Here is a 26,817-nt window from a genome sequence, read left to right as displayed (position 1 = left end):
CGAACGGGGCATCCCGCGTGCGCGGCCCCCGCATATAGGACAAAGCGCCGGGCCGCGCACGCGGGGTCCGCTCGGGGGAGCGTTGCACAAGGGACGCGCCCGTCACGTTCCTGCGCGCGATGCAGGTTGGTGCCTCGCAGGCGGGCGGCTTCCTCCCTATTTTAGGGCTTCGCGACTCAGCCGTACGATTCGTCGCGGCGTGCGATCTCCGGAGCGTTGCCTTGACCCGCCATCGTCTATTGCCGCTCGTCAGCCTCGCCGCCGCTTTGGCCGTGTCCTCCGCCCTCGCGCAGGAGCCGTCCTCGCCCGCGACCACCAATCCCCTGCCGACGACGACGGCGCCGGATCCGGCCAAGCCGGCCCCCGACGCACCGTCGCGTCCGGTGCCGACCCAGGCGCTCCCCGCCGCGCCGGCCCTCACGCCGGGACCCTCGCGCCCGACCCTGGTGGAGACCCCCGGCGACGCCAACGACGTGGACGAGGTCTCGCTGCCTCCCAAACCCGCCGCGATCCTGGCGGGGCGGGCGAGCTGGGAGGAGGCGGTGCCGGCGCTGAAGGCCGCCTTCGTGAAGATCGAGGAGGCGCTCGCCAAGGACGGAATCACCCCCGCCGGCCGGCCGCTCGCGGTCTTCGCCAAGACCGACGATGACGGCTTCCAGTTCGAGGCGATGATCCCGATCGCCGCCATGCCGGACCCGAAGCCCGCCGAGACCGGCGGCCTGCGCTTCGGCACGACCCCCAGCGGCAAGGCCCTGCGCTTCCCGCACAAGGGCTCCTACGACGAGATCGACGGCACCTACGAAACCCTCACCGCCTATCTCGACGCCAAGGACGTGGTGGTCCAGGACCGGTTCATCGAGGAATACGTCACCGACCTCAACGACAAGGCGGACGAGAAGCTCGACGTGAACATCTACGCCCTGCCGAAATAGGCGGCAGATCGGTCAAACCTTGCCGCTCAGGCCGTCCGGGGGGCTTCCAGGATCGCGCCGTCCTTCAGGTGGATCACCCGGTCGGCGGCATCGAAATAGCGGTCGTCGTGGCTGATGACGATCAGGGTCCGGCCCTCGCGCTGCAGGGCCGGCAGCAATTCGGTGTAGAACAGGCGCCGGTAGGTCGGATCCTGCTCGGCCGCCCATTCGTCGAGGACGAGGACCGGGCGCCCGTCGAGAGAGGCCTGGATCAGGGCGAGGCGCTTCCTCTGCCCGGCCGAGAGGTCGATTGTGGAGAAGGCCCCGTCCCGGATCGTCACCTTGTGGGCGAGGTCCAGGGTCTCGAGATAGGCGTTCGCCGCCGCCTCCGGATTCGCCCCGACGGGCAGGACGAGATCGTCGAACAGGTAGTAGTCGAAGAACACCGCCGAGAAATGCTGGCGGTAGGCGTCCCGCGTCTCGTCCGTCACCGGTGCGCCGTCGAGGAACAGGGTGCCGGTCTGGGGCGGGTAGAGGCCGAGGATCAGCTTGATGAGGGTGGTCTTGCCCGAGCCGTTCTCGCCGACGATGAACAGGATCTCGCCCCGCCGGACGGTGAGGTCGATGGGACCGAGGGTGAAGCCTGGCTTGCCCTCCGCCGCCGGGAAGGTGTGGCTGACGCCGCGAAGTTCGATGTCCCCGATGGTCCGGGGCAGCTGTGTGTCCTCCGGCGCGAGCAGGTTCGGCTCGGAGACGCTGCGACCGGCCGAGAACTCGGCGATGCGCTGGTAGGCGATCCGGGCCCGGCCGATCTCGGGCAGGACGGCGAGGATGTAGCTGACCGGCAGCTCGATATAGAGCAGCACCAGGACGAAACCGGAGAGGACGGCGTTGTCGATCCCGAGGGTCGCCTTGCAGGTCACGATCGCCGCGATCGTGGCGAACAAAGCCAGCTTCTTCGTCAGATAGGAAAACTCCAGCAGCGTGTCGCTCCGGAACCGGTTGCGGCGGAGCTCCTCGATGGAGGAGGCCAGGGCCCCGTCCCTCATCCGCATCCGGCGCGGCCGGCTGAGCCGCAATTCCCGGCTGCCTTCGGTCAGGCTTTGGAAGTGCTTCTGCATCGTGTCGGCGAGGGCGCGGCGCGTCCGGTAATGCACCATGGCCCGGCGTCGCAGGACGTTCTCCGCGTAGCTGCCGAGGCCGAAGACCAGCAGGGTGATGGCAAAGAGCGGGGCCGACAGGGTGAGCATGTAGACGAGGCATCCCAGGGTCACGCCGCTGTGGATGATCAGCCCGGACAGCATCGAGACCGCCGTCGACAGCGTCGCGGCATCCGTGTTCAGCGAGGCGAGGACCTTGTGGCGGCCGAGTTGCTCGATGCGGTCGATGGGCGCCGTGAGGATCATGTCGGCCAGATCCCGGTTCAGGCCGGCATTGATGCGCCCGCTCGCCAGGGCGCTGCCGAGCCCGGAGAGGAGGGACCCGCCCACGCCGAGGAGGACGAGGCCGAGGAAGACTGGAACGAACGTGTCGGAAAGCCCGCCTTCCGCGTGGATGGCCGTGTTGACCTTGGCCAGGACCGTCGCCGTGGCGAGGCCGCTCAGGGCGCCGATCGCCGAGGAGGCGGCCACGAGCGGCCAGATCGGCCGCAGCAGGCGCATCGCATCCTGGCCCAATCCTCCCAGACGATTGTCCGATCCCGCCATCGATCCCTCCGGCCCGGCCCCGTCGCCGGGCCGCTGGGGAGGCGGATACGTCAAGAACGGGATGGGCCGAAACTCGAAACACGCAGGGCGTGTCTGCGGTCGGGCCGGCTTGTCGTCGCGGTGAGGATGTGGAGAATAGCAACATCCCCACATTGAAAGCATCGCGCCTGGTTCAGAGCAGGCTGAGCTGCGCCGAGACCGTAGGGGCCGTCCCGCGCTCCAGGGCGAGCAGCCACCGTTTCGTGTCGAGGCCGCCGGCAAATCCCGTGAGGCTGCCCGCCGCGCCGATGACGCGATGGCAGGGAACCACGATGGGGAGGGGGTTGGCGCCGTTGGCGGCGCCCACGGCGCGGCTGGCGCTCGGACGGCCGATCCGCCTGGCCAGTTCGCCGTAGCTGATCGTCTCGCCCGGCGGGATGCGGGCGAGTTCCTCCCAGACCGCGAGCTGGAACGGCGTTCCGCGCGGATCGCGTGCGAGGTCGAACCGGGTGAGTCGGCCTTCGAAATAGGCACTCAATTGCCGCCGGGCCTCGGCGAAGGCCGCGTCGTCCCGGTGCCAGTCCGCCCGGGGTGTCACCGCGCCCTTGCCGGCGGGGAAGCCGATGCACCGCAGGCGCTCGTCCGCTCCCGCGAGAAGCAGCGCGCCGATGGGCGTGTCGAGGACCGTGTAGCGGGTGTCGGGCATAGCCTCTTCTCCTCGCCAGACCCTCACGTCCGGTCCCCATGCGGGTGGTCCGCGATGGTTGGAGCAGACGTTGCAGACCACGTCTGCTCCAACCGGATCAAGCGTCCGGCTTGTCCTGGCAGAAGTGGATCCGGTTGTTGAACGGATCGGTGACGGTCATCACGAGGCCATAGGGCTCGTCCTTCAGACCCGGCTTGTTGTGCTTGTAATCCCTGCCCGTCAGTTCCCGCTGAAACGCTTCGACCCCCTGCATCCGCACGAAGGCCGACGAGCCAGGGGTCGCATCCCCATGATGGCCGGAGAGATGCAGGGTCAGCCCGGACCGCGAGACCTGAGCGTAGAGCGGAAAGTTCTCCCCGTAGCGATGCTCCCAATCCAAGTGGAAGCCGAGAAAGTCGAGGTAGAATTCCTTGGCGATCCCCTCATCGAAGATCCGCATGATCGGACAGGTTTGGCTGAAGCGCATACCGTCTCCGACAGGTATGTCGTCTGCGACAGGCGCGCGGTCTTCGGCGGCGAGGACGTTCCAGCTCGCGGCGCCGTGTTGGGCCGCCACGATTTCGAGGGCAGCCCCATGGGTGATGGCGATCTGGCGCTCCTGCAAAGCGGCGCGCAGGGCCTTGGCCATGACTTTGGGCTCAAGATGATGAGAACGCATAGCCTTCCTCGACTTGGGCAAATCGTCGTCAGGGCTCGCGTTGCTGACGCATTCGCCCTCGGGAAGGAGTGCAATGCGGGGGCCGTGGAGCGGCGCTTTCACCATCCCCTCACGGGGGCGAGCAGCAGGCAGCGTCAGCCTGATGGGCACGATAAACCGGCCTGTCGGCGGTGGCAATCACGCCCGATAGGGATGAACCGCCGTGTCCCCGACGGACTGAAGTGCCGAGCCTCGCCCGCTCCCGCCCCGGTCGGGACGGGAGCGACCGAAGCCTCCTACTCCGCCGCCTCGCTATAGGCGTCCACCGGCGGGCAGGAGCAGACGAGGTTGCGGTCGCCGTAGGCGTTGTCGACGCGGTTGATCGGCGGCCAGTACTTGTCCATCCGCAGGCTCCCCGACGGGAAGCACGCCGCCTCGCGGGAATAGGGCCGCTCCCACGGGCCGATCAGGTCCGCCACCGTGTGCGGCGCGTGTTTCAGCGGGTTGTCCACCCGGTCCATCCGCCCCTCCTCGATGGCGCGGATCTCCTCGCGGATCGCCAGCATGGCGTCGCAGAACCGGTCGATCTCGCCCTTGGTCTCGGATTCGGTCGGCTCGATCATCAGGGTGCCGGCCACCGGCCAGGACATGGTCGGCGGGTGGAAGCCGCAATCGATCAAGCGCTTGGCGATGTCCTCGACGCCGATCCCGGCCGATTTCTGGAACGGCCGCACGTCGATGATGCATTCATGCGCCACGCGGCCCTGCGCCCCGGCATAGAGCACCGGATAGGCACCCTTCAGGCGGCTGGCGATGTAATTGGCGTTGAGGATCGCGATGCGGGTGGCCTGGGTGAGGCCGCGCCCGCCCATGAGCAGGCAGTAGCTCCACGAGATCGGCAGGATCGAGGCCGAGCCGTAGGGCGCCGCCGAGACGGCCCCTTCCTCACCGCTGCGCGGGTCGGAGGGCAGGAACGGGATCAGATGCGCCTTGACGCCGATCGGACCCATGCCGGGGCCGCCGCCGCCATGCGGGATGCAGAAGGTCTTGTGCAGGTTGAGGTGGCTGACATCGGCGCCGATGTCGCCGGGGCGGGCGAGGCCCACCATGGCGTTGAGATTGGCCCCGTCGAGATAGACCTGTCCGCCATGGGCATGGACGATGTCGCAGATTTCGCGGACCCGCACCTCGAACACCCCGTGGGTCGACGGATAGGTGATCATGCAGGCCGCGAGGTTTTTCGAATGCAGTTCGGCCTTCCTCGAAAAGTCCTCCACGTCGATGTTGCCGTGCTGGTCGGCGCCGACCACCACGACGCTCATGCCGCACATCTGCGCCGAGGCCGGGTTGGTGCCGTGCGCCGAGGACGGGATCAGGCAGACCTTGCGGTGCCCCTCCCCCCGCGACAGGTGATAGGCGCGGATGGCGAGCAGGCCGGCATATTCCCCCTGCGCGCCGGAATTCGGCTGCATCGAGATCGCGGCGTAGCCGGTGATGGCGCAGAGCTTGTCGGAGAAGTCGCGCAGGAGTTCCCGGTAGCCCTCGGCCTGATCGGCCGGCACGAAGGGGTGGATCTCCGAGAATTCCGGCCAGGAGATCGGCAGCATCTCGGCGGTGGCGTTGAGCTTCATCGTGCACGAGCCGAGCGGGATCATCGCCCGGTCCAGCGCCAGATCGCGGTCCGCGAGGCGGCGCATGTAGCGCGTCATCTCGCTCTCGGCCCGGTTCATGTGGAAGATCGGGTGGGTGAGATAGGCGGAGCTGCGCAGATTCGCCTCCGGCAGGCGCTGCGCCGGCCAGGCCTCGTCGTAGGTGAGATGCTCTCCGCCGAAGGCGCGCCACACCGCCTGGACGATGTCGGGCCGGGTGCGCTCGTCGACGGTGATGCCGATGCGGTCGGCGCCCACCTTCCGCAGGTTGATGCCGTTCTTCACCGCGTTCTGCAGGATCAGCCCCTGGAAGGCGCCGACCTTGACGGTGATCGTGTCGAAGAAGCCTTTCGACTCCACGGCGAATCCGAGGGTTTCAAGGCCTTCGGCGAGGCGCACCGCGTCGCGATGGACCCGCGCGGCGATGGCCTTCAGCCCGCGCGGGCCGTGGAACACCGCGTACATCCCGGCGATGACCGCCAGCAGCACCTGCGCGGTGCAGATGTTCGAGGTCGCCTTCTCGCGGCGGATATGCTGCTCGCGGGTCTGCAGGGCGAGACGATAGGCGCGGTTTCCTCTCGCATCGACGGAGACGCCGACGAGGCGGCCCGGCAGGGTGCGCTTGTGCGCGTCGCGGGTGGAGAGGTAGGCCGCGTGCGGGCCGCCATAGCCCATGGGCACGCCGTAGCGCTGCATCGAGCCGATGGCGATGTCGGCGCCCATCTCGCCCGGCGGCTTCAGCAGGGTCAAAGCCAGGGGGTCGGCGGCCATCACCGCCACGGCTCCGGCCTCGTGCAGGCGGGCGATGACCTCCGAAAAATCGTGGATGGCGCCGCAGGTGCCGGGATACTGGAGAATCGCGCCGAAGACCTGCGCGGGATCGAGGTCGGTGGCGGGATCGCCGACGACGATCTCCCAGCCCAGCGGCGCGGCGCGGGTCTTCAGCACGGCGATGGTCTGGGGCAGGCAGTCACTGTCGACGAAGAAGGCGGACTTGCCGTTGCCGGCGATGCGCGAGGCCATGCCCATGGCCTCCGCCGCCGCCGTGGCCTCGTCGAGGAGCGAGGCATTGGCGATGTCGAGCCCGGTGAGGTCGCAGACCAGGGTCTGGAAGTTCAGCAGCGCCTCGAGCCGGCCCTGGCTGATTTCGGGCTGGTAGGGCGAATAGGCCGTGTACCAGGCCGGGTTCTCGAAGATGTTGCGCTGGATTACCGGCGGCATCGTGGTGCCGTGATAGCCCTGGCCGATGAGCGAGACGAGGAGCCGGTTCTTATCGGCGATGCCGCGCATATGCTCCAGCACCCGGCGCTCGGTAAGGGAGACCCCGAAATCGATGCGCTCCGCCTGGCGGATGTCGGCCGGCAGGGTCTCGTCGACGAGGCCGTGAAGGCTCGGCGCGCCGACCACGGCGAGCATCGCCTCGATCTCCCCGGCGGTCGGGCCGATATGGCGGCGGTTGGCGAAATCGTAGGGATCGTAGCGATCGTTGGGCATGATGGGCCTCGGAGGTGCAATTGACGGCTGTGCGCGTCCCTCTCCCCTCTGCGGGAGAGGGTGGCCCGCGAATGCGGGTCGGGAGAGGGGAGCGCGTTGTCCGGTGAGGTCGCCCCCTCTCCCGCCTGCTCCGCAGGCACCCTCCCCCGCAGAGGGGGGAGGGTGGATTGAGCGCTACTTCGTGAACTCGGCGTAGGCCGCCTCGTCCATCAGCCCGTCCAGGGCCGCGACGTCGTCGAGGCGGAGGCGGTAGAGCCAGCCGCCGCCCTGCGGGTCGGTGCCGACGCTGGCCGGATCGGCGACGGCGGCCTCGTTGACCTCCGTCACCTCGCCCGAGACCGGGGCGAACACGTCGGAGGCGGCCTTCACCGATTCCACCACCGCCGCCGCCTCACCCTTCACCAGCCTGGCGCCGACCTTGGGCAGTTCGACGAAGACGAGGTCTCCGAGCTGCTCCGCCGCGTGGGTGGTGATGCCGATGGTGGCCACATCGCCGTCGATGGCCAGCCACTCGTGCTCGTCCGTGAATTTCAGCATGGTTCGCTCCGTGAAGAGGTGGTGTGAGGGAAGTCGGCCGGAATCCGGGCGTCAGCTGCGCTTGAAGCGCGCCGGCACGAAGGGAAGGGCCACGACCGAGACCGGCAGCCGCCGGCCGCGCACTTCCGCGAAGAGGCGGGTGCCCGGCGCCGCCAGGGCGGCGGGAACGTAGCCCATGGCGATGGGCGCCTTGAGGACGGGGCTGAAGCCGCCGGAGGTGACGCGGCCGATGCTCGCGCCGGCTTCCTCGGCAAAGAGCGCGGCCCCTCCCCGTACCGGGGTCGGGCCTTCGGGCAGCAGCCCGACGCGCCTTACTGCGGGTCCGTCGGCGATCTCGCCGAGGATGCGCGCGGCGCCGGGAAACCCGCCCGCCCGCGCCCCGCTTGTCCGGCGGACCGGCTGGATCGCCCAGGTCAGGCCGGCTTCCACCGGGCTGGTGGCCGGGTCGATATCGGAACCGTGCAGGCACAGGCCGGCTTCCAGGCGCAGGGAATCGCGGGCGCCGAGGCCCACCGGCTCCACGTCCTCGTCCTGCAGCAACGCTTCGGCGACGGCATCCGCCGAATCCTCGGGCAGCGAGATCTCGAACCCGTCCTCGCCGGTATAGCCCGAGCGGCTGACGATGGCGGAAGCCCCGAAGATGTCGACGACCCGAACGTCGAGGAAGCGCATGGCGGCGGTCTCGGGGGCGAGCCGCGCCAGGGCGTTCTCCGCCCGCGGCCCCTGCAGGGCGAGGAGCGCGCGGGGCAGCACCGCGATCTCGCACAGGCCGGTGAGATGGGCGCGGAGATAGGCCTCGTCGGCGAGTTTGTTGGCGGCGTTGACGACGAGGATCAGGCTGTCCTCGAGGCGCGCGACCATGAGGTCGTCGAGGATGCCGCCGGTCTCACCGGTGAGGAAGCCGTAGCGCTGCCGGCCGGGCGCTAGCCCCAGCACGTCGATGGGGAGGAGGGTTTCGAGGGCACGGGCGAGGTCGGCCATGCCGCCCGGACCCGGCCTCAGCCGGATCTGGCCCATATGCGAGACGTCGAACAGCCCCGCCGCCTTGCGGGTATGGAGATGTTCGGCGATCAGGCCGGCCGGATAATGCAGCGGCAGGGCGTAGCCCGCGAAGGGCACCATGCGGGCGCCGTGGCGCAGGTGGAGCACGTGGAGCGGCGTGCTGGAAGCGTCGAGCGGCATCTGGTCATCCCATGACAGAACGCGTCCGGACACTCGATCGAGCGACCCGGCTACCCCCATCTGTCACGGTTACCTGAGAGCTTCTCCCGACCCAGCGAGGGCGGGATTTCTCCTTCGGTGGACGCCCGCGAAGGCGCCTCTCTCCAGATTGTCAAAACGAAGCGGTGATTGTGCCTGAGAGTTTCCGGGGGTGGTTGCTCCGTCGGCGCCATGACAAGTCCAAGTCCTGCAAGTCCAAGACCTATCTGGGCTCTCCCGCATCGTCATTCGCTGACGGGCCGAACCTGTCATGGCGGCAGGCGTGGCGCAAGGCCGCGGGTTTCAAAGGCACGATTCTGTGTCGCACCCGGCAGGGTTCGGGTCCGGCGGAACCGCCGGGACTCGTCGGGGATTCGCCTGTCATGGCCATCGCATCCGGGCACGACCTCGCCGGCCCCCGCCCCCGGCAGACCAGACGCTCCGCTGACCTCGCCGACGCGAGCCTCAGCGACAAGGCGCTGGAGATCCACCGCCGGCTCTGCCCGGTCTATGGCTGCCCGATCCCCTACTTCCACAGCCTCGACCCACTCAGCGAACTCGTCTCCTCGCTGCTCTCCCACCGCACCCGGAACGCCGATTCCGGCCGCGCCTTCAAGGCGCTGCGGGCGCGATACCCGGACTGGGCCGAGGTCGCGGGGGCGCCGGTGGAGGAGATCGAGGCGACGATTTCCGGCGTGACCTGGCCGGAACTGAAGGCGCCCCGCATCCGCGCCATCCTGGCGGCGGTGGCCGAGCGTCACGGCTCCCTCTCCCTCGATTTTCTGAGGGGCATGGAGGTGGAGGCGGCCCGCGCCTGGCTCGAGGCGATTCCCGGAGTGGGGCCGAAGACCAGCGCGGCGGTGCTCTCGTTCAGCCTGCTGCGGATGCCCGCTCTGCCGGTGGACAGCCACCATCATCGGGTGGCCCAGCGCACCGGCCTCATCGGCGCCACGGTCGATGTCGGCCCCTCGCACCCGATTCTGCGGGCCCAGTTGCCGTCGGACTGGAGCGCCCAGGATCTCTACGACAACCACGAGATCCTGATGCTGCACGGGCAGGCCGTGTGCCACCACCGCAATCCGGCTTGCGGGAGGTGCGTGCTGCTGGACATCTGCCCGACCGGGCAGTCGCAGCGGTCTTCCGTGCGTGAACCTTGACCGTCCTTGGTGACCCGTCCAGAACGCGTTCTCGTTTGCGCGTTTGCGTGAATTCAAGCAATCCGCAAACGTTTGCCTGCGCCTGCCGCCTCGCTCCATAGGAACCACGCGCGATGACCGCGTTCACAGAGCTCGTGTTCTCGGGCGTCCAGCCCACGGGCAACCTGCATCTCGGCAATTATCTCGGCGCCATCAAGCGCTTCGTGGAGATGCAGGAGCGCGACGCGCAGTGCCTCTACTGCGTCGTCGACATGCACGCGATCACCCTGTGGCAGGATCCGGCCGCGCTGAAGGGACAGATCCGTGAAGTCACGGCCGCTTTCCTCGCCGCCGGCATCGACCCGAAGCGCAGCATCGTCTTCAACCAGAGCCAGGTCGCGGCCCATGCCGAGCTCGCCTGGATCTTCAACTGCGTCGCCCGCCTCGGCTGGCTCAACCGCATGACCCAGTTCAAGGACAAGGCCGGCAAGGACCGGGAGAACGCCTCGATCGGGCTCTACGCCTATCCGGTGCTGATGGCCGCCGACATCCTGGCCTACCGCGCCACCCACGTTCCGGTGGGCGAGGACCAGAAGCAGCACCTCGAACTCACCCGCGACATCGCTCAGAAGTTCAACAACGATTTTTCCGAGTCGATCTCCGCTCATGGGCACGATTCCGGCGAGGGTTTCTTTCCCCTGACCGAGCCGCTGATCGGCGGGCCGGCCGCCCGCGTCATGAGCCTGCGCGACGGCACCAAGAAGATGTCGAAATCGGATCCGTCCGACAATTCGCGCATCAACCTCACCGACGAGGCGGATGCCATCGCCAACAAGGTACGCAAGGCCAAGACCGATCCGGAGCCCCTGCCCTCCGAGGCGGCGGGCCTCGCCGGCCGGCCCGAGGCCGACAACCTCGTGGGAATCTTCGCGGCGTTGAAGGGGGTGACGCGGGACGAGGTGCTGGCCGATTACGGCGGCGCCCAGTTCTCCGCCTTCAAGGGCGCGCTCGTGGAACTCGCCGTGGAGACCCTGGCGCCGATCGCCTCCGAGATGAAGCGCCTCGTGGCCGACACCGACTACATCGATTCCGTCCTCGCCGACGGCTCCGAGCGGGCCGAGGCCATCGCGGCTCCCACCCTCGACGCGGTCAAGGACATCGTCGGCTTCGTCCGCCGCGGGCCGCGGTTGCGGACGGTATCGTGAGGGACCCCGCGCGCGTCGGCGAGACGCGTGCGGATCGACGATGACTGATAGGACGCCGGGGCGATCATTCGCCGGTCCCCCGCGATAGGGGAAACCCACGATGGCCGATTGGAACCCCGCCCTCTACACCCGCTTCGAGGACGAGCGCACCCGTCCGGCGGCCGAGCTCTTGGCCCGTGTGCCTCTCGAAGCCCCACGCCTTGTCTACGATCTCGGCTGCGGGCCCGGCAATTCCACCGCGCTCATCGCCGCGCGCTTTCCCAAGGCGGAGGTGATCGGCCTCGACACCTCGCCGGCGATGCTGGAGCGTGCGCGCAGTCGCTTGCCCGGCCTTGCCTTCGCGCTGGCCGATGCGGCGACCTGGATCCCCGAGCGGGCGCCTGACCTGATCTACGCCAATGCCGTGCTGCAATGGCTGCCCGACCATCCGGTGCTCCTGCCTCGGCTCCTCGGCCTTCTGGCACCCGGCGGCGTGCTCGCCGTGCAGATGCCCGACAACCTTGCCGAGCCCTCGCACCGCCTGATGCGCGAAGTCGCCGGTGCCGATCCCTGGGCCGGGGCCATCGGCGACCCGGCCGTGGCTGGGCGGCTCGGGCGGATGCTGGATCCGGCCGGCTATTACGACCTGCTGGCGCCGCTCGCCGCCGAGGTGGATGTCTGGCGCACCGCCTACCACCACCCGATGGCGGATGCCGCCGCCATCGTCGAGTGGGTCAGGGCCACCGGGCTCCGGCCCTTCCTCGACCCGCTGGACCCCGAGGACACGGCCGCGTTCCTCGCCGCCTATGCGACGGCGATTGATGCCGCTTATCCGCCCCGTGCCGGGGGGCGACGCCTCCTCGCCTTCCCGCGGGTCTTCATCGTCGCCCGCCGGGTGGACTAAGCAGGTTCGCAAAAGTGGTCGCCGGTTTTGCGTCCTAAACCTGCGATACTTCACGGGCCTAAGCGAGGTGAAGCGTTGGCTTGCCACGCGAACCTGCTTAGTGCACCGCCCCGGATGCGATGGCCGGGACGGTGGTCGGCCGGGCTTCAGCTCTCGCCGCGCGCCACGCGAGCCTCGTATTCCGGCAGGGCGAGCTGGCCTTCCTTCTCGACCCGTGCCTTGTCCTCGTCCGAGATCACGTCGCCGACCATGTCGAGGCGCTTCCACAGGGCGAGCGGCGTCTCCTTGTCGGGGCGCGGCACGTACTTGTTCTGGGACACCTTCTGGTACTTGTGGATGTAGCGCGGGCAGTTGACCCAGGCTTTCGTCACCTCGATCTTCACGAGGTACTTGGCCTCGGTGTATTCGGCCATCAGCGGATCGTCGCGCAGCATCCGGGCGTGGCCCTGGACGCGGACCCGGTGCGGGGTCTCGAAATCGATGAACAGCAGTCCGACCTTGGACTGACCCTCGATGTTGCCCATCGAGTACCACATGCCGTTCCCGTCGAGGCCGGGGAAGACCAGCGTGTTGGCGTCGAGCACCTTCACGAAGCCGGTGCTGCCGCCCTTGTAGGACACGGTGGGCATGCCGTCGGGATCGACCGTGGACAGGAAGAACATGTCGCGGCTGCCGATGAAGGCCGCCTCGTCGGGACCGATCTCGTCATGAACCCAGCCGGTATCGAGACGCTCGGCGAGCTTGACGGTGTTGTACTCTTCCTGAAGCGCGCGATGCTCGTCGTAATAGAGCGAAGCCATGGGTGTCCTCCAACCTTCGGCCGCTCTCAGATGGGCTGCCGTTGCCGGTATGATCGCCGGATTTTCCTGAGAGTACAACAGGGAGGTGCCCGTCTCTCCCCCTTCCATGCCGAACCACCGACTGTCGGGCCGGATCGCTCATGAACACTGATACCATGTGTCGTTGACGTATGGACGGTAATGGCTTAGACGATCGGCATGCCCTCGCCCCTGCATACGGTCGCGGAAACCTCCGAGTTCGTCAGGGATGCGGATGCCGAGCGCATGCCGGCCGCAACTCGGACGGCACTCAAGGACATGCTCGCCGTGAACCCGGAGGCGGGTGATCTCATCGTCGGCTCGGGTGGTATCCGTAAGGTGCGCGTCGCCGGACGGGGCAAGGGCAAGAGCGGCGGCTATCGCGTTCTCGCCGCCTATGTCGGACCCGATGCACCGGTCTACCTCCTGGCGGTTCTGAGCAAGGGAGACCGGGAGAATTTCTCGCCGGCGGAAGTCCAGCAACTGGCCCGGCTGACGGCTTCCATCAAGGCGCATTGGCAGAAGCGCGGACGGTGACGCGCATCCATACGACCATACGACAACCAGGGCATCGCCCTCTCACAGGAGCAAGGTCGACCATGGGCAGGGATATTTTCGAGCGGACCCTCTCCGCTCTGCGGGAAGCCGAGGAACACGCCCAGGGAGGGATGCCGGCCGGTCTCGTCGTTCACGTTCCCGAGACGGTCGATGTCGCTGGGATCCGCAAGCGGACCGGCAAGGCACAGCCGGCCTTCGCCGCGAGCATCGGCGTGCCCGTCGCCACTCTCCGGCAATGGGAGCATCGACGTCGGCAGCCCCAAGGGCCGGCGCGCGTACTCCTGGCCCTCCTCGACAAGAACCCTCGCCTCGTCGAGGAGACGCTCGGTCAGGTGCCATGACGGCAGAAAGATCGCCGCTCTTCCCTACTGGTTCGGGAGACGGCGGCCTTCGTACGATCGAGATGCAGGCAAGGAGAGGCATCTCTCCAGATGTCTCTCCTTGCCTGGTCGCGCACGAAAAAGCCGCCATCGCTCGCACGACGCCGGCTTCATCCGCGATGGGGCAGCCGAGCGAAGCCCGGCCGCCGATCACGAAAAATCAGTTCTTGGACTTGTCCACCAGGGCCTTCTCGGAGATCCACGGCATCATGCCACGGAGCTTGGCGCCGACTTCCTCGATCGGGTGACGGGCGAGCTTGGCGCGGGTGGCCTTGAACGAGGTCTGGCCGACCTTGTTCTCCAGCATCCAGTCGCGGGTGAACTTGCCCGACTGGATGTCGTCCAGCACGCGCTTCATCTCGGCCTTGGTCTCGCTCGTGACGATGCGCGGGCCGGTGACGTATTCACCGTACTCGGCGGTGTTCGAGATCGAGTAGTTCATGTTGGCGATGCCGCCCTCGTAGATGAGGTCGACGATGAGCTTCACCTCGTGGAGACACTCAAAATAGGCCATCTCGGGAGCGTAGCCGCCCTCGACCAGGGTCTCGAAGCCGGCCTTGATCAGCTCGACGAGGCCGCCGCAGAGCACGGCCTGCTCACCGAACAGGTCGGTCTCGCACTCTTCCTTGAAGGTGGTCTCGATGATGCCGGCGCGGCCGCCGCCATTGGCCGAGGCGTAGGACAGGCCGAGGTCGTGGGCGTTGCCGGACGCGTCCTGCGCGATGGCGATCAGGGTCGGCACGCCGCCGCCCTTGAGGTACTCGCCGCGCACGGTGTGGCCGGGGCCCTTGGGGGCGACCATGAGCACGTCGAGATCCTTGCGGGGCTCGATCAGGTTGAAGTGGACGTTGAGGCCGTGGGCGAACAGGAGGGCGGCGCCCTGCTTCATGTTCGGCTCGAGCGACTCCTTGTAGATGTCGCCCTGCAGCTCGTCCGGGGTGAGCATCATAACGACGTCGGCCTGCTTGGCGGCGTCGGCGACGTTCATCACCGTGAAGCCCTCGTGCTCCGCCTTCTTGGCGGTGGCCGAGCCCTCGCGCAGGGCGATGACGATGCCCTTCACGCCGGAATCGCGCAGGTTGAGGGCGTGGGCATGGCCCTGGCTGCCGTAGCCGACGATGACGACCTTCTTGCCCTTGATCAGGTTGAGGTCGGCGTCACGATCGTAATAGACCCGCATGGTTGAATGTCCTCTTTGCGTGGGGTGTCAGGGTCGGGCCTGGCCGTAGAGGGCCAGGAACTGGTCGACGGCGCGGGCCGCGTCGCGTCGGATCTCGGCGGCGTCGAGGTCGAGCGCGTCGCCGAGGAGAAGTCGGATCTGGATGTCGCGCCCGACCAGACCGAAGAAGGTCCGGAAGGCGGTCTCGCTGTCCTCGAAGGCGAGGAGCCCGGCCGTACGGCCCGCCTCCAGCACGGGCTTGACCCGCCCGCCGATGGCGAGGCGCCCGTTGGCCAGCACGATGGCGCCGAGGTTGCCCTTGCGCGAGCCGGCATGCGCGATGGCGATGCGGTTCAGCACCACCGAGGTGCGGCCCGCGATGACGTCGAGCCAGGTCACGGCGAAGTCGAGCAGGCGCTCGCGCAGGGTCGCCGCGTCGAGGGCGCCGACGGCCTCGCGTCCCGCATGGACCCGCGAGGCCTGCCAACGCACCGTGGCGGTGAGGAGACCGTCCCGGTCCCCGAACCATTTGTACAGGGTTTCCTTCGAGCAGCTCGCCCGGCGCGCCACCGCGTCCATGGTGAGCTGGTCGCCCTCCTCGACGAGGAGCGCGAGCACGGCATCGAGCACCGCCTGCTGGCGGGCCGAGGGCGCCTCATGCACCGTCTCGTCGCGTGGGGCCGTCGCGGTCATGCGTCCCAAAAACCAGTACCGTACCGTACGGTACGCGGCCTCGTAGGCCGATTCGGCTCGTCGGACAAGAGGGGGCACCCTGGTCCGAAGCTTATTCGGGCAGGGTCAGTCCCTCGCGGGCGAAGACCGCCCGCACGGCCGGACGCTCTGCCATGGCGCGGGCGTGGCGCGTCCAGGCCGGGAAGCGCTCCGCCATGTCGAAGCCGAGTGCCGGGCCGCGGCCCCAGGTCCAGAACAGCAGTAGGTAGGGATCGGCGACGCTGTAGGCCTCGCCGACGGCCCATCCGCCATTGGACAGCTTGACCTCGGTCATGGTGAAGAGGTCGCCGCAGGTCTCCGCCCCCTTGGCCTGGATGCCTGGATAGGCCGTTTCGTCGCCCGTGTAGCGCTCGGCCCGGCGGATATGCGCGTAGGCGATGTGATGGCCGGTGGAGAGCCAGCCCAGCCATTCGTCGACCCGCGCCTGATCGCGCGGCGCCTCGGGCCAGAGCCGGGCCTGCGGGTGCGTGCGTGCGATGTGGCGCAGGATCGCGGTGTTCTCGGTGAGCACCCACTCGGCCTCGACCAGCGCCGGCACGCGACCGCGCTCGTTGACGGCGAGGTATTCGGCCGCCCGCTGGTCGCCCTTGGCGAGGTCGAGCCGCACGGTCTCGTAGGGCGCGCCCGTCTCCTCGAGGGCGATGTGAGAGGCGAGGGAACAGGCGCCGGGGGCGTAGTAGAGGGTGGTCATGGAGCTGAGCTTTCCTCGGTCGCACTGCCGAATTGCAAGCCGATCAATGCTGCCACCTTCGCGCGGACTTCCGCGAGTATGGGATCGGGGACTGTCCCGAGGGAGCGGAGGATGCGCGCTTTGCGGTCGATCGAGCGGACCTGATCGGAGAGGACTGCCCCGTTGACGCCCAACCCCTCCGGCAAAAAGACTTGCGTCGGCCAGGGATCTCGATTGCGGGTGACCGGGCAGATGATGATCCGCCGGGTCAGTGTGTTCATCTCCAGGGTCGAGATGATGAGGACCAGTCGCTTTCCGCGTTGCTCGGTTCCGAGAACGGGGTCGAGATCGACGAGGATCAGGTCACCCGGCTCATGCGGTCGATCAGTGGGGATCGTCATCGTTGATGATCTCGGAACCGACATCCGGTCCCCAATCGACGGTCGGAGGCTCGAAATCAGGCCCGAGTCTTCTCATCTCCGCAGCCATCTCTGCCATCGTGAAGACGGGGAACCCGTTGACGAAACGGCGGGCGGGCGGAGGCGTGAGGGGAGCAGGCACCGGATCGATGTCCACTTCCTGCCCCTCGACGAGACCGAGCTTCCGCAGGTCCTCTCGGGTCACTGAGAGGACGAAATCCTCCCCACTCCGTTCCAGCCTCGCTCTCATCGCATCATCCCCGGCACATCTCCGGCACTCTACCACCGTCGGCGAAAAAGCTTCACATCGCCTCCGAGCCACGTCCCATGGCCGCGATTCCCGTGCGGGAGATCTCCACGAGGCCGATCACCGTCATCAGGCCGATGAAGCGGTCGATCTCCTCGGTGGTGCCGGTGACCTCGAACACGAAGGAGTTCAGGGTCGCGTCGAGGGTCTTGGCGCCGAAGGCGGCGGCGAGGGTCAGCGATTCGGTGCGGTGCTCGCCGGTACCCGCCACCTTCACCAGGCAGAGCTCACGCTCGAGGGCCTTGCCCTGGAGGGTGAGGTCGACGACCCGGTGGACCGGCACGAGCCGGTCGAGCTGTGCCTTGATCTGCTGGATCACGGCGTCGGTGCCGGTGGTGACGATGGTGATGCGCGAGATGTGGCGCGCCACCTCGGTCTCCGACACCGTCAGGCTCTCGATGTTGTAGCCGCGTCCCGAGAACATCCCGGCGATCCGCGCGAGGACGCCGGGCTCGTTGTCGACGATGACCGCGAGGGTGTGCCGGTTGATGGGCTCGACCCGACCGGCATCGGGGTAGTGCGTGTTCATGGCGTTCATGTCGTCTCTCCTCCGGGCCGGTCAGACCAGCATCTTGCCTTCCTCGGAGATCACGTCGCCGAGGTCCATTCCGGTCTCGCCGAGGTAGTCGGAGAGCAGCATCTCGTTGTGCGCCTTGCCCGACGGAATCATCGGGAAGCAGTTCTCTTTCTTGTCGACGATGCAATCGAAGATGACCGGGCCGTCATGGGCCAGCATCTCGGCGATCGCTCCGTCGAGCTCGCCCGGCTTGTCGCAGCGCATGCCCTTGGCGCCGTAGGCCTCCGCCAGCTTGACGAAGTCCGGCAGGCTTTCCGAGTAGCTCTGCGAATAGCGCGAGCCGTGCAGCAGCTCCTGCCACTGGCGCACCATGCCCATATACTCGTTGTTCAGGATGAAGATCTTGACCGGCAGGCGATACTGCACGGCCGTCGACATCTCCTGGATGTTCATCAGGATCGAGGCCTCGCCGGCGATGTCGATGACGAGACCGTCCGGATTGGCGAGCTGGGTGCCGATGGCCGCGGGCAGGCCGTAGCCCATGGTGCCGAGGCCGCCGGAGGTCATCCAGCGGTTCGGCTCGTCGAACTTGAAGTACTGCGCCGCCCACATCTGGTGCTGGCCGACCTCCGTGGTGACGAAGGTCTTCCGGTCCTTGCAGGCCTCATAGAGCCGCTGCACCGCGTATTGCGGCTTGATGATCGTGCCCGACGGCCAGTAGGCGAGGCAGTCGCGCGCCTTCCAGGTGCGGATCTTGGCCATCCACTCGTCGAACCGGCCCGTGTCGGGGCGCTTGGGCAGGGCCTTCCAGGCCGCGAGCATGTCTTCCAGCACCGAGCCGCAATCGCCGACGATGCCGATATCGACCTTGACCACCTTGTTGATCGAGGAGGCGTCGACGTCGATGTGGATCTTCTTCGAGAACGGCGAGAACGCGTCGAGACGGCCGGTGATGCGGTCGTCGAAGCGCGCGCCGACGCAGATCATCACGTCGCATTCGTGCATGGCGAGGTTGGCCTCGTAGGTCCCGTGCATGCCGAGCATGCCGAGGAACTGCGGGTTGGAGGCCGGGAAGGCGCCGAGACCCATCAGCGTCGAGGTGACCGGGAAGCCGGTGATGTCCGCGAGCTGGCGCAGGAGCGCCGAGGCATGCGGGCCGGAATTGATGACGCCGCCGCCGGTATAGAGGACCGGACGGCGGGCATTCGCCATCAGCTCGACGGCGGACTGGATCGCCTGCGCGTCGCCCTTGAAGGCGGGGCGGTAGGTCTTGTGGCCGTTATGGGTGGGGCGCTCGTAGATCCCGCTCGCGAACTGGATGTCCTTGGGCAGATCGACGACGACGGGACCCGGCCGGCCGTTGGAGGCCACGAAGAAGGCCTCGTGCAGGATGCGCGGCAGGTCGTCGATCGATTTGACCAGGTAATTGTGCTTCGTGCAGTGGCGGGTGATGCCGACCGTGTCGCATTCCTGGAACGCATCGGTGCCGATCAGATGCGTCGGAACCTGGCCGGTGATGCAGACGAGGGGGATCGAATCCAGCATCGCGTCGGTGAGCCCGGTGACGATGTTGGTGGCGCCGGGGCCGGAGGTGACGAGGACGCAGCCGACCTTGCCCGACGAGCGGGCATAGCCCTCGGCCGCATGGACCGCGCCCTGCTCGTGCCGGACGAGGATGTGTTTCAGCTCCTCCTGGTGGAAGAGGGCATCGTAGATCGGCAGCACGGCGCCGCCCGGATACCCGAACAGCGTATCGACACCCTGATCCCGGAACGCCCGGATGACCATTTCGGCCCCGGTCATGACCTCGCCGCTCATCGTCCTGCTCCTCAAAACCTGATTGAACCCAGTGTCAAACGTCTCGTCGCGGCAACAAAAAAGGGCCCCGAAGGACCCTGCATGCGCCACCATCCGGATCACGGCCCCTGTATCAGGGCCGCCCGGTCGGTGGCACTTCCGTTACGATAAGGATGACCCGCATGGGAAAACCGAAACCTCGTCGTTCGTCGATCAGACGAATCGTAAACTCGTGTTGGGTTGTCTAAACAGATCCGAGGGCCCGGTCAACGCCGTTCGAGGCAAGATAATGCCTCGTACGGCCACTGTGACATCGCGCCGGCGATCCGGCGATGATAGTCCACCCGGATCTAAACCCTGAGCGTTTGCTTGCCTACGATGAGCCGACAAGGTGCTGAGGGACCGAGGGTCTGGGGCTCCCGCACGGGACACCGGACCCCTTCGCCATGAACCCCTTCGCCATGAACCCCTTCGACATGAACCTGCTGACCTCTGCCGGCGGGCCGATGCCGCCCTCCATGAGGCCAAGGCCGCCGGCCGGAACCGGACCTGCTGCGCCGCTCCGGAGGATGCGCCGCATCCGCGGGCCGCGCCCTACGGTGTCGAGGGCTGATTCGGCTCGGCAGGAGCGGTGGTGGAGCGAAAACGCCGGTCCCCGAAAACCGAATCCGTTTGCGTGGCTCTCCGGCATCGTCCTATCTGGGGCGAACCTCCCATCATGCCTTCCGGGACCGATGCCCCCGACCGCGACGACGGCCTTCCTGATCCTCGACGTGGCGGGCACCGCCTGCGCCCTGGCCCGGACCTGTGTGAGCGAAGTGCTGCCGCTTCCCCGGCTGCACCGGCAATCCGCCACGGCGGGCATGCTCGCGGGATTCCTCAACCTCGGCGGTGCCGCGGTTCCGGTGATCGACCTCGCGCGGCTCCTCGGGCTGAACGAGACGGCGGCCGATCCCGATGACGTGGATCGCCATCTCGTCCTCGATGCGGCGCGGTCCACCGCCTTCCTGGTCGACCGCGCCGAGGCCCTCGTCGTCGTTCCGGATTCCGAGATTCAGCCGGCAGACGAAAAGCGCAGCCTCAACGGCTGCGTGGTCGCCGGGTTCGAGCGGGGGCGCGGGCGCGTCGACGTGCTGAGCCTGGCCCGCCTCCTCACGCAAGAGGAGCGCATCCGCCTCGATGCCCTCACCCGCGCGGCGGCGGAGCGGTTGTCCGGGCTCGACGCAGCGACGGCTCCGTGAGCGGATCGGCCCCCCGATGATGCGTCCGGCCAAGGCTGGCCCCGAACGCGATCCGACCTTCGCCGCCCTCAAGGCGAAGGTGATCGCCCGGACCGGGCACCATTATTATGCCGACAAGGACGACCTGCTCTTCGACCGGCTGCGCAAGCGCTTCAAGGCGTGCCGGCTCGCCGATTCCGCGGCCTATCTCGCCCATCTCGAGGCCGAGGCCACCGGTCCCGCGGAATGGGCCGCCCTCGAGGCCGAGATCACCATCGGCGAGACCTTCTTCTTCCGCTATGCCGAGCAGTTCGCGGCCCTGCGCGGGACGATCCTGCCCGGTCTGATCGCGGCGCGTGCGGAGACGAAGTCCCTGCGGATCTGGAGCGCCGGATGCTCGACGGGGGCGGAGCCCTATTCCATCGCGATCCTGCTCCACGAACTCCTCGGCGACGACCTGCCCAACTGGCGGATCGCCATCACCGGCACCGACATCAGCCACGAGGCTCTGGCCACGGCCCGCGCGGCGGTGTTCGGGCGCTGGGCCCTGCGCACATTGCCGCCCGAGGAACACGCGCGCTACTTCGTCCTCGGCCCCTCGGTGCCGGGGATCGCCCGCGAAGGCAGTTTCACCCTGCGGCCGGAATTCCGGCGGATGGTCCGGTTCGAGCGCCAGAACCTGATGAGCCTGATCGACGGCTCGGTTCTGCCGCCCGCCGCCGGGTTCGACCTCATCCTCTGCCGCAACGTGCTGATCTACTTCCAGGCCGACGCGGTTATCGGCATCGTGCGCGGGCTCGGCCATCGCCTTGTGCCGGACGGCTGGCTCCTGATCGGCCATGCCGAACCGAACCCGGCCTTCGCGGCCACCCTGCAGCCGGTGAACCTTCCCGGTACGGTGGCCTACCGCCTGCCGACGACCGCGCTTCCCGTCGACCCCCCGCCCCTGCCCGCCACCGTGGCGACCGCCTTCGCGAGGCCGGTTCCCGAGCCTCCGGCGCCCAAGGCCGACCCGACTCCCGTCTTCGCCCCGATCCCGGCTCCCATCGCGGACGCGCCCTCGCCCTCGATCGACGGGGGCGAGCCGGAGGATGTCGAGACGGTACTGGCAGAGATCCGGGCGCTCGCCGATTCCGGGCAGATCGCGGAAGGGTGGCGCAGGGTTCAGGCCGCCCTCCTGGCCACACCCGGCGATGCGCGGCTGCATTATTACGACGGTCTCCTCGCCTACGACCTCGGCCGCGAGGCGGAGGCGGAGCGGGCCCTGCGCGGGGCGCTCTACCTCGACCGCAGCTTCGTGATGGCGCATTACCAGCTCGGCCTGCTGCTCGGCGCCCTCGGACGCGAGGCCGAGGCTCGTCGGGCGTTCGACAACGCCGTCCGCTTCGGCCGCGACCAGCCGCCCGACGCCCTGCTCTGCGAAGGCGACGGGCTGAGCGCCGGACGATTGGTCGAGAGCGTCGAGGCCACCCGCCTGCGCATGAGGACATCCGCATCGTGATCGCACCGGCCGCTGGGGACATGTCCGACGATCCGCGTGTCCGGAGGCTGCTCGACGAGCGCACGGCCGCGCTCGCCCGCCGCGGCATCGACATCGCCCGCCATGCGGTGACCCGCCCGTTCCTGGTCTGCGCCGCCGGGGACGATCGCTACGGCCTGCCCCTGGACTCCGTCGTCCAGGTGGTACCGGCGCGGACCTACACGCCCGTTCCGGGGGCGCCCCCGGAACTCCTCGGCCTCATCGCCCTTTCCGGCCGCGTCGTCAGCGTGCTCAGCCTCGCGGGCGCCCTCTCGCGTCCAGCTTCTTCGCGGACGGATTCTTCGCGGGCCGAGTCTTCTCGGGCCGAGTCTTCGCGGGCCGAGTCTTCGACGGCGACGGGCCACATCCTCGTCCTGCGCGGCGGCATCGCCCCCGTCGCCCTCGCCGTCGACCGGGTTCTCGCCGTCGCGGAGGTGGACGGCGCGCTCACGGCCGAGCCGGTTCCCATGGGCGGCTTGGGTGCGGATGCGGTTTCGGGCTATGCACCGGCTCCCGGCCCGGAGGCCGCCTACCAGGGCGGAGAGGCCGGCTTCGTCGTCATCGATCTGCCGCGTCTCCTGCGGCGATACCTGCCTCAAGGCTGACGGCCAAGGCTCCCCCGCGAGCCTGTGCCGTCGAGCGGTTTCGGAGCGTCGCCCAGCGTGTCGATCTCGATCGGAAAACGGATCCTCTTCGGCTTCGTCGCCATCACCCTGGTGATGGTGGGGCTCGGCGTCTACGCGCTGGGCCAGATCGGAGCCGTCCGCGACAATACCGCGACGATCGTCACGCGCGATCTCACCATCGCGCGCAAGCTCGACGATCTCGGTAACAAGTCGCGCGACCTCGGTAGCCTTCGCCGCAACGGCGTCATCGCGGCCCTGATGCGCAACCGCCCCGATGGCGAGATCGCCGCGATCGTCGATTCGTGGCGCCGCGTGGCGTCCGAGTCGGAAGCGATCCTCGTCGACACCATCCGCACCGCCGACGGCTATGGCGCCACGGCCCCCTCTCCCGAGCGCGCGGCGATCTGGAAGCGGCTCGGCGAGGCCGCCAGCGCCGCCGCCGCGGATTTCCGGAAGCTGCGCACCGCCAGTGAGGTGCAGCTCGCCGCCATCTCGGCCAAGGATGTGGAGGGGGTGGAAGCCCGCAACGACGATCTCAACCGCATCCAGGACGAGTTCCTGCGCGATCTCGACCGCACCCGCGACCTGCTCGACCAGGGGATCGATGCGGGCCAGCGCCGCTCCAACGACATCTATGAGCGTAGCCTCGTCTCCATCGGCCTCATCCTCGCGCTCTGCGTCGTTCTGAGCATCCTGGTCACGGGCCTCATCCGCCGGGGTGTGGTCAAACCCCTCGAAGAGGTCATGGCCTTCGCCGAGCATGTCGGGTCGGGCGACCTGACGCGGACGCTCGCGCGCACCGGCTCCGACGAGATCGGCCGCCTGGCATCGACCCTGAACGCCATGGTCTCCGGTCTCGCCGACCTCGCCCGCACCAACCGGGCGGCCACCTCCGACCTCAATGCCGCCGCCGCCGAGATCCGCGCCTCCGCCCAGGAACAGGCGGCCAGCGTGGAAGAGCAGTTCGCCGCCGTGCAGGAGACCGCCGCCACGGTGGACGAGATCACCCATTCCGGCGCCCAGATCGGCAAGCGGGCGAGCGAGGTGATCGCCACCGCCCAATCCACCGCGCAGATCTCGCGGGCCGGCCTGCGGGCGGTGGCCGATACGGCCAAGGCCATGGACGCCATCCGCGAGCAGGCGGAGGCGGTGGCCGGCAACATCGTCTCGCTCAGCGAGAAGACCCAGGCGATCGGCGAGATCATCACCACCGTCAACGACATCTCGGAACGCACCCATCTGCTGGCGCTCAACGCGGCGATCGAGGCGGCGGCGGCCGGCGAGAGCGGTCGGAGCTTCGCCGTCGTCGCCTCCGAGATGAAGCTGCTCGCCGATCAGGCCAAGGCGGCTACCGCCCAGGTGCGCACCATCCTCTCGGAGATCCAGCGGGGCATCAACACCTCGGTCATGCTCACCGAGGAGGCGGTCAAGCGCACCATGACCGGCAAGGCCCGCTCGGACACGACCCAGCGGACCATCGAGGAGATCACCGCCAAGGTCGAGGAGAGCGTCCAGACCTTCCAGCAGATCGTCGCCTCCACCAATCAGCAGCAGCTCGGCATCGAGCAGGTGATGGGCGCCCTCCAGAACATCCGGCAGGCGAGCCAGCAGACCGCCGCCGGTACCCGCGAGGTCGAGGCGGCCTCCGCCAATCTCACCGAACTCGCCCAGGCGCTCCTGACCCTCGCCGACCGATACCGGCACTGACGGGAGAGACCGGGCGCAACCGACCGATGGATATCCGCCAGCAGCTCCTCGCGGCCTTCGAGGTCGAGCATCGCGAGCATATCGACGCGATCCGCGCCGCCTTGGCCCGTGCGGCCGGGGACGTCCCTCCCGACTGGAACGACGTGTTCCGCCGGGCGCACAGCCTGAAGGGTGCCTCGCGGGCGGTGGACCTGCCCAGGGTCGAGGCCGTGGCGCATCGGCTCGAGACCCTGTTCGAGCGGATCGTCGCCGGCGACGCCGCCCTCGACCGCGAGGCGACGGGAGCCGTCCACCTCGCCCTGGACCGGATCGAGGCCTATGTCGCGGCGCTCAAGGGCGAAGCGGATCCGGCCATGCCGGCCGATGCGCTCGCGTCCCTCGATCGCTGCCTTGCCGGCCCCTCCCCTTCTCCCGCCGAGCCGCCGCCGGTCCGGCCGGATTCGCCAGTGGTCGGTATCCCGGCGCAATCGCCGCCGCAGAAGCCTGTGGCGAGCCCGGTAGAATCCCCCGCCGATACGGGAGCGCTCCTGCGGGTGCCCGCCGACGCGGTGGAGGCGATGACGCGGGCCTCGCATGAGCTGACCAGTGCGCTCGGCGCGGAATCCGTGGTGGCGGAGGGGCTGGCGAGGCTCCAGCGGGATGCCGCCGCCCTCGGTCGCCGGGCCGAGACTCTTCGGGGAGGCGAGGCCCGTAGCGGCCAGGGCCGATCCGAGCCCGGTGCGGATGCGTCCGGTCTCGACGCCTTCGGGGCGGAGTTGCGCGGTTTCGAGACGGCTCTCCTCGCCCTCGCCCGCGATGCCGCGCTGCTCGCCCGGATCCGCACCGGCGCGATCGCCGCGGCGGACGCCGCCTCCGCACGGATCGGACGCGAGGCCGAGCGCTTGGCCCTCGTTCCGGCGGAGACCGTGTTCGGCGCGTTTCCACGGGCGCTCCGCGACATGGCGCGCGAGGCCGGCCGTGAGATCGACGTGGTGACGCGCGGTCTCGACCTCCCCGTCGACCGCGCCATGCTGCAATCGCTGAAGGATCCGGTCCTCCACGCCCTGCGCAACGCCTTGAGCCATGGCGCGGAGCCGCCCGAGCAGCGTGAACGCCGGGGCAAGCCGCCCGAACTCTCGATCACCCTCGACGTCGCCGTGCGCGGCGGCCGCCTCGTCATCGGCATCCATGATGACGGGCGCGGGCCTGACCTGCGCGCCATCGAGGCGACGGCGCGGGCGCGCGGCCTGATCGGTGCCGTCGACGGCGATCCCGATTCCTTCCTCGCCCTGGTGTTCGAACCCGGCTTCTCCACCGCCTCCGCCATCGACACCCTGTCCGGGCGGGGCATCGGCCTGTCCGTCGTCGCCGACACGGTCCGGCGTCTCGGCGGCACCGTCCGGCTCGAACCGCGTGTCCCGGCGGGAACCTCGCTGATCATGCATCTGCCGCTGTCGGCGGCGCGGCGGACCCTGCTGCTGGTGGATGTCGGCGCCTCGATCTTCGCCCTGCCGAGCGCCAGCGTGGAGCGCCTCCTGCGCCTCGACCGGTCGAGCCTCTCCTCGGTCATGGGCCGGACCATGGTGCGTCTGCCGAGGGAGGGCGGCGAGGAGCTCTCCCTGCCCCTGGTGGATCTGGCGAGCCTCATCGGGGTGGCGAGCGTCGACAGCCGCCCGGGCGAGGGCCGTCCGGTGACGGCGGTGCTGATGCGCGCGGGCGGCCGGTCCTGGGCGGTGCGCATCGATGCCTTGCGCGATGTCCGCAATCTTCTCGTCCTGCCGGCACCGCCCATCGGCGCGGATCCGCGCCTGATTTCGGGCACCGTGGTCCTGGGCGGCGATACGCCGGTTCTCGTCCTCGATCCCGACGGCTTGGCCGCCCGGGCGGGCGACGTGGGCCATCCCGGGCCGGAGCCCATCGACGAACCCTCCGGAACAGCTGCGGTCCCGCGACGTTCGACGATCCTGGTGGTCGACGATTCCATCACCACGCGAACCTTGGAGAAGGGCATTTTGGAATCGGCGGGCTACCGCGTCGTCGTCTGCGTCGACGGGCAGGACGCCCTCGACCGCCTCCGGGCTGGCATCGAGCGCGTGGATCTGGTCGTGGCCGATGTGGAGATGCCGCGCCTCGACGGGTTCGGGCTGCTGAAGGCCCTGCGGGCGGACGAGGCCTTTGCCCGCCTTCCCCTGATCCTGATGACCTCGCGGGGGGATGCCGACGATGTCGCACGGGGGCTCGCTCTCGGCGCCGACGCCTATCTGACGAAACAGACGTTCGACCAGCGCCAGCTTCTCGACACGATCGGGCAATTGTTGTGAGTGACGCCGAACAGACACCGATCGAGACCCCTCCGGCGGCTAGGC

Annotated in this window: 25 protein-coding genes and 1 riboswitch; of the genes, 11 read left to right on the top strand and 14 right to left on the bottom strand. The window is 68.6% G+C overall.

Features of this window, described 5'->3' with window-relative positions:
• Positions 1-221: 221 nt before the first annotated feature.
• Positions 222-932 carry a GyrI-like domain-containing protein gene (locus tag FPV16_RS02825; RefSeq protein ID WP_413629153.1) on the top strand — a complete coding sequence of 237 codons (711 nt, stop codon included), beginning with the start codon at positions 222-224 and terminating at the stop codon, positions 930-932.
• A 26-nt stretch (positions 933-958) separates the two neighbouring features.
• On the opposite strand, the gene FPV16_RS02820 is transcribed toward FPV16_RS02825, so the two are convergent.
• From FPV16_RS02820 to gcvT, 6 genes are all read right to left on the bottom strand, one after another.
• Positions 959-2,617, bottom strand: coding sequence for a cyclic peptide export ABC transporter (locus FPV16_RS02820; RefSeq protein WP_227435922.1), 1,659 nt, complete (start codon positions 2,615-2,617; stop codon positions 959-961).
• A 172-nt stretch (positions 2,618-2,789) separates the two neighbouring features.
• Positions 2,790-3,302, bottom strand: a complete 513-nt coding sequence (locus FPV16_RS02815; protein ID WP_227435921.1) for a methylated-DNA--[protein]-cysteine S-methyltransferase — start codon at positions 3,300-3,302, stop codon at positions 2,790-2,792.
• Between the two features lie 97 nt (positions 3,303-3,399).
• Positions 3,400-3,930, bottom strand: a complete 531-nt coding sequence (locus FPV16_RS02810; protein ID WP_413629152.1) for a glyoxalase superfamily protein — start codon at positions 3,928-3,930, stop codon at positions 3,400-3,402.
• 305 nt (positions 3,931-4,235) lie between these two features.
• The gene (gene gcvP / locus FPV16_RS02805) at positions 4,236-7,082 is read right to left on the bottom strand and encodes an aminomethyl-transferring glycine dehydrogenase (RefSeq protein ID WP_227435919.1); all 2,847 of its coding nucleotides are present in this window, start codon (positions 7,080-7,082) and stop codon (positions 4,236-4,238) included.
• A 174-nt stretch (positions 7,083-7,256) separates the two neighbouring features.
• Positions 7,257-7,619 carry a glycine cleavage system protein GcvH gene (gene gcvH / locus FPV16_RS02800; protein ID WP_227435918.1) on the bottom strand — a complete coding sequence of 121 codons (363 nt, stop codon included), beginning with the start codon at positions 7,617-7,619 and terminating at the stop codon, positions 7,257-7,259.
• A 51-nt stretch (positions 7,620-7,670) separates the two neighbouring features.
• Positions 7,671-8,801, bottom strand: coding sequence for a glycine cleavage system aminomethyltransferase GcvT (gene gcvT, locus FPV16_RS02795; RefSeq protein ID WP_227435917.1), 1,131 nt, complete (start codon positions 8,799-8,801; stop codon positions 7,671-7,673).
• Positions 8,802-8,851: 50 nt separating this feature from the next.
• Positions 8,852-8,958: riboswitch (glycine riboswitch) on the bottom strand.
• Between the two features lie 244 nt (positions 8,959-9,202).
• On the opposite strand from gcvT, the gene FPV16_RS02790 reads away from it, so the two are divergent.
• From FPV16_RS02790 to tam, 3 genes are all read left to right on the top strand, one after another.
• Complete coding sequence (locus FPV16_RS02790) at positions 9,203-9,976, top strand: endonuclease III domain-containing protein (RefSeq protein WP_227435916.1); 774 nt, start codon at positions 9,203-9,205, stop codon at positions 9,974-9,976.
• Between the two features lie 113 nt (positions 9,977-10,089).
• Positions 10,090-11,160: a tryptophan--tRNA ligase gene (trpS, locus tag FPV16_RS02785; protein ID WP_227435915.1), complete on the top strand. Its 1,071-nt coding sequence runs from the start codon at positions 10,090-10,092 to the stop codon at positions 11,158-11,160.
• 100 nt (positions 11,161-11,260) lie between these two features.
• Positions 11,261-12,043 carry a trans-aconitate 2-methyltransferase gene (tam, locus tag FPV16_RS02780; protein WP_227435914.1) on the top strand — a complete coding sequence of 261 codons (783 nt, stop codon included), beginning with the start codon at positions 11,261-11,263 and terminating at the stop codon, positions 12,041-12,043.
• 146 nt (positions 12,044-12,189) lie between these two features.
• Here tam and FPV16_RS02775 read toward each other — a convergent pair whose 3' ends face one another.
• Entirely contained in the window at positions 12,190-12,843 is a 654-nt protein-coding gene (locus tag FPV16_RS02775) for a pyridoxamine 5'-phosphate oxidase family protein (protein WP_018044186.1), read from the bottom strand.
• A gap of 198 nt (positions 12,844-13,041) precedes the next feature.
• On the opposite strand from FPV16_RS02775, the gene FPV16_RS02770 reads away from it, so the two are divergent.
• Positions 13,042-13,398 (top strand): type II toxin-antitoxin system RelE/ParE family toxin, encoded by a 357-nt coding sequence (locus tag FPV16_RS02770; protein WP_227435911.1) that lies wholly within the window; start codon positions 13,042-13,044, stop codon positions 13,396-13,398.
• 62 nt (positions 13,399-13,460) lie between these two features.
• Positions 13,461-13,760, top strand: coding sequence for a helix-turn-helix domain-containing protein (locus FPV16_RS02765; RefSeq protein ID WP_227435910.1), 300 nt, complete (start codon positions 13,461-13,463; stop codon positions 13,758-13,760).
• 199 nt (positions 13,761-13,959) lie between these two features.
• Here the strand turns inward: FPV16_RS02765 and ilvC are convergent, their stop codons facing one another.
• The 7 genes from ilvC to FPV16_RS02730 form a co-directional block, all read right to left on the bottom strand.
• Positions 13,960-14,979, bottom strand: a complete 1,020-nt coding sequence (gene ilvC, locus FPV16_RS02760) for a ketol-acid reductoisomerase (RefSeq protein ID WP_027172993.1) — start codon at positions 14,977-14,979, stop codon at positions 13,960-13,962.
• 27 nt (positions 14,980-15,006) lie between these two features.
• Positions 15,007-15,651: a TetR/AcrR family transcriptional regulator gene (locus tag FPV16_RS02755; protein ID WP_227435908.1), complete on the bottom strand. Its 645-nt coding sequence runs from the start codon at positions 15,649-15,651 to the stop codon at positions 15,007-15,009.
• A gap of 91 nt (positions 15,652-15,742) precedes the next feature.
• Entirely contained in the window at positions 15,743-16,381 is a 639-nt protein-coding gene (locus FPV16_RS02750) for a glutathione S-transferase family protein (RefSeq protein ID WP_227435907.1), read from the bottom strand.
• Positions 16,378-16,761: a type II toxin-antitoxin system PemK/MazF family toxin gene (locus FPV16_RS02745; protein WP_227435906.1), complete on the bottom strand. Its 384-nt coding sequence runs from the start codon at positions 16,759-16,761 to the stop codon at positions 16,378-16,380. Before FPV16_RS02745 ends, FPV16_RS02750 begins: the two co-directional genes overlap by 4 nt.
• The gene (locus FPV16_RS02740; RefSeq protein WP_227435905.1) at positions 16,745-16,984 is read right to left on the bottom strand and encodes a MazF family transcriptional regulator; all 240 of its coding nucleotides are present in this window, start codon (positions 16,982-16,984) and stop codon (positions 16,745-16,747) included. The genes FPV16_RS02745 and FPV16_RS02740 overlap by 17 nt, the downstream gene beginning before the upstream one ends.
• A gap of 97 nt (positions 16,985-17,081) precedes the next feature.
• The gene (gene ilvN, locus FPV16_RS02735; RefSeq protein ID WP_227435904.1) at positions 17,082-17,624 is read right to left on the bottom strand and encodes an acetolactate synthase small subunit; all 543 of its coding nucleotides are present in this window, start codon (positions 17,622-17,624) and stop codon (positions 17,082-17,084) included.
• Positions 17,625-17,645: 21 nt separating this feature from the next.
• Positions 17,646-19,421, bottom strand: a complete 1,776-nt coding sequence (locus FPV16_RS02730) for an acetolactate synthase 3 large subunit (protein ID WP_227435903.1) — start codon at positions 19,419-19,421, stop codon at positions 17,646-17,648.
• Between the two features lie 713 nt (positions 19,422-20,134).
• On the opposite strand from FPV16_RS02730, the gene FPV16_RS02725 reads away from it, so the two are divergent.
• Genes FPV16_RS02725 through FPV16_RS02705 form a run of 5 tightly spaced genes read left to right on the top strand, consistent with a single transcriptional unit; the run spans position 20,135 to position 26,772 of the window.
• Positions 20,135-20,641, top strand: coding sequence for a chemotaxis protein CheW (locus FPV16_RS02725; protein ID WP_227435902.1), 507 nt, complete (start codon positions 20,135-20,137; stop codon positions 20,639-20,641).
• Positions 20,642-20,657: 16 nt separating this feature from the next.
• Complete coding sequence (locus tag FPV16_RS02720; RefSeq protein ID WP_227435900.1) at positions 20,658-22,121, top strand: CheR family methyltransferase; 1,464 nt, start codon at positions 20,658-20,660, stop codon at positions 22,119-22,121.
• A complete protein-coding gene (locus FPV16_RS02715; RefSeq protein ID WP_227435898.1) occupies positions 22,118-22,744 on the top strand; it encodes a chemotaxis protein CheW in 627 nt (208 codons plus the stop codon). Before FPV16_RS02720 ends, FPV16_RS02715 begins: the two co-directional genes overlap by 4 nt.
• A 57-nt stretch (positions 22,745-22,801) precedes the next feature.
• Positions 22,802-24,472 (top strand): methyl-accepting chemotaxis protein, encoded by a 1,671-nt coding sequence (locus FPV16_RS02710; RefSeq protein ID WP_227435896.1) that lies wholly within the window; start codon positions 22,802-22,804, stop codon positions 24,470-24,472.
• Between the two features lie 26 nt (positions 24,473-24,498).
• Positions 24,499-26,772: a response regulator gene (locus FPV16_RS02705; protein ID WP_227435894.1), complete on the top strand. Its 2,274-nt coding sequence runs from the start codon at positions 24,499-24,501 to the stop codon at positions 26,770-26,772.
• Positions 26,773-26,817: the final 45 nt, after the last annotated feature.

This window comes from Methylobacterium sp. W2, from assembly GCF_020662345.1.
In the GTDB taxonomy this organism is placed as follows: domain Bacteria; phylum Pseudomonadota; class Alphaproteobacteria; order Rhizobiales; family Beijerinckiaceae; genus Methylobacterium.
Note: the sequence above shows the minus strand (reverse complement) of the source record. Positions and strands in the feature narration are given on the sequence as shown.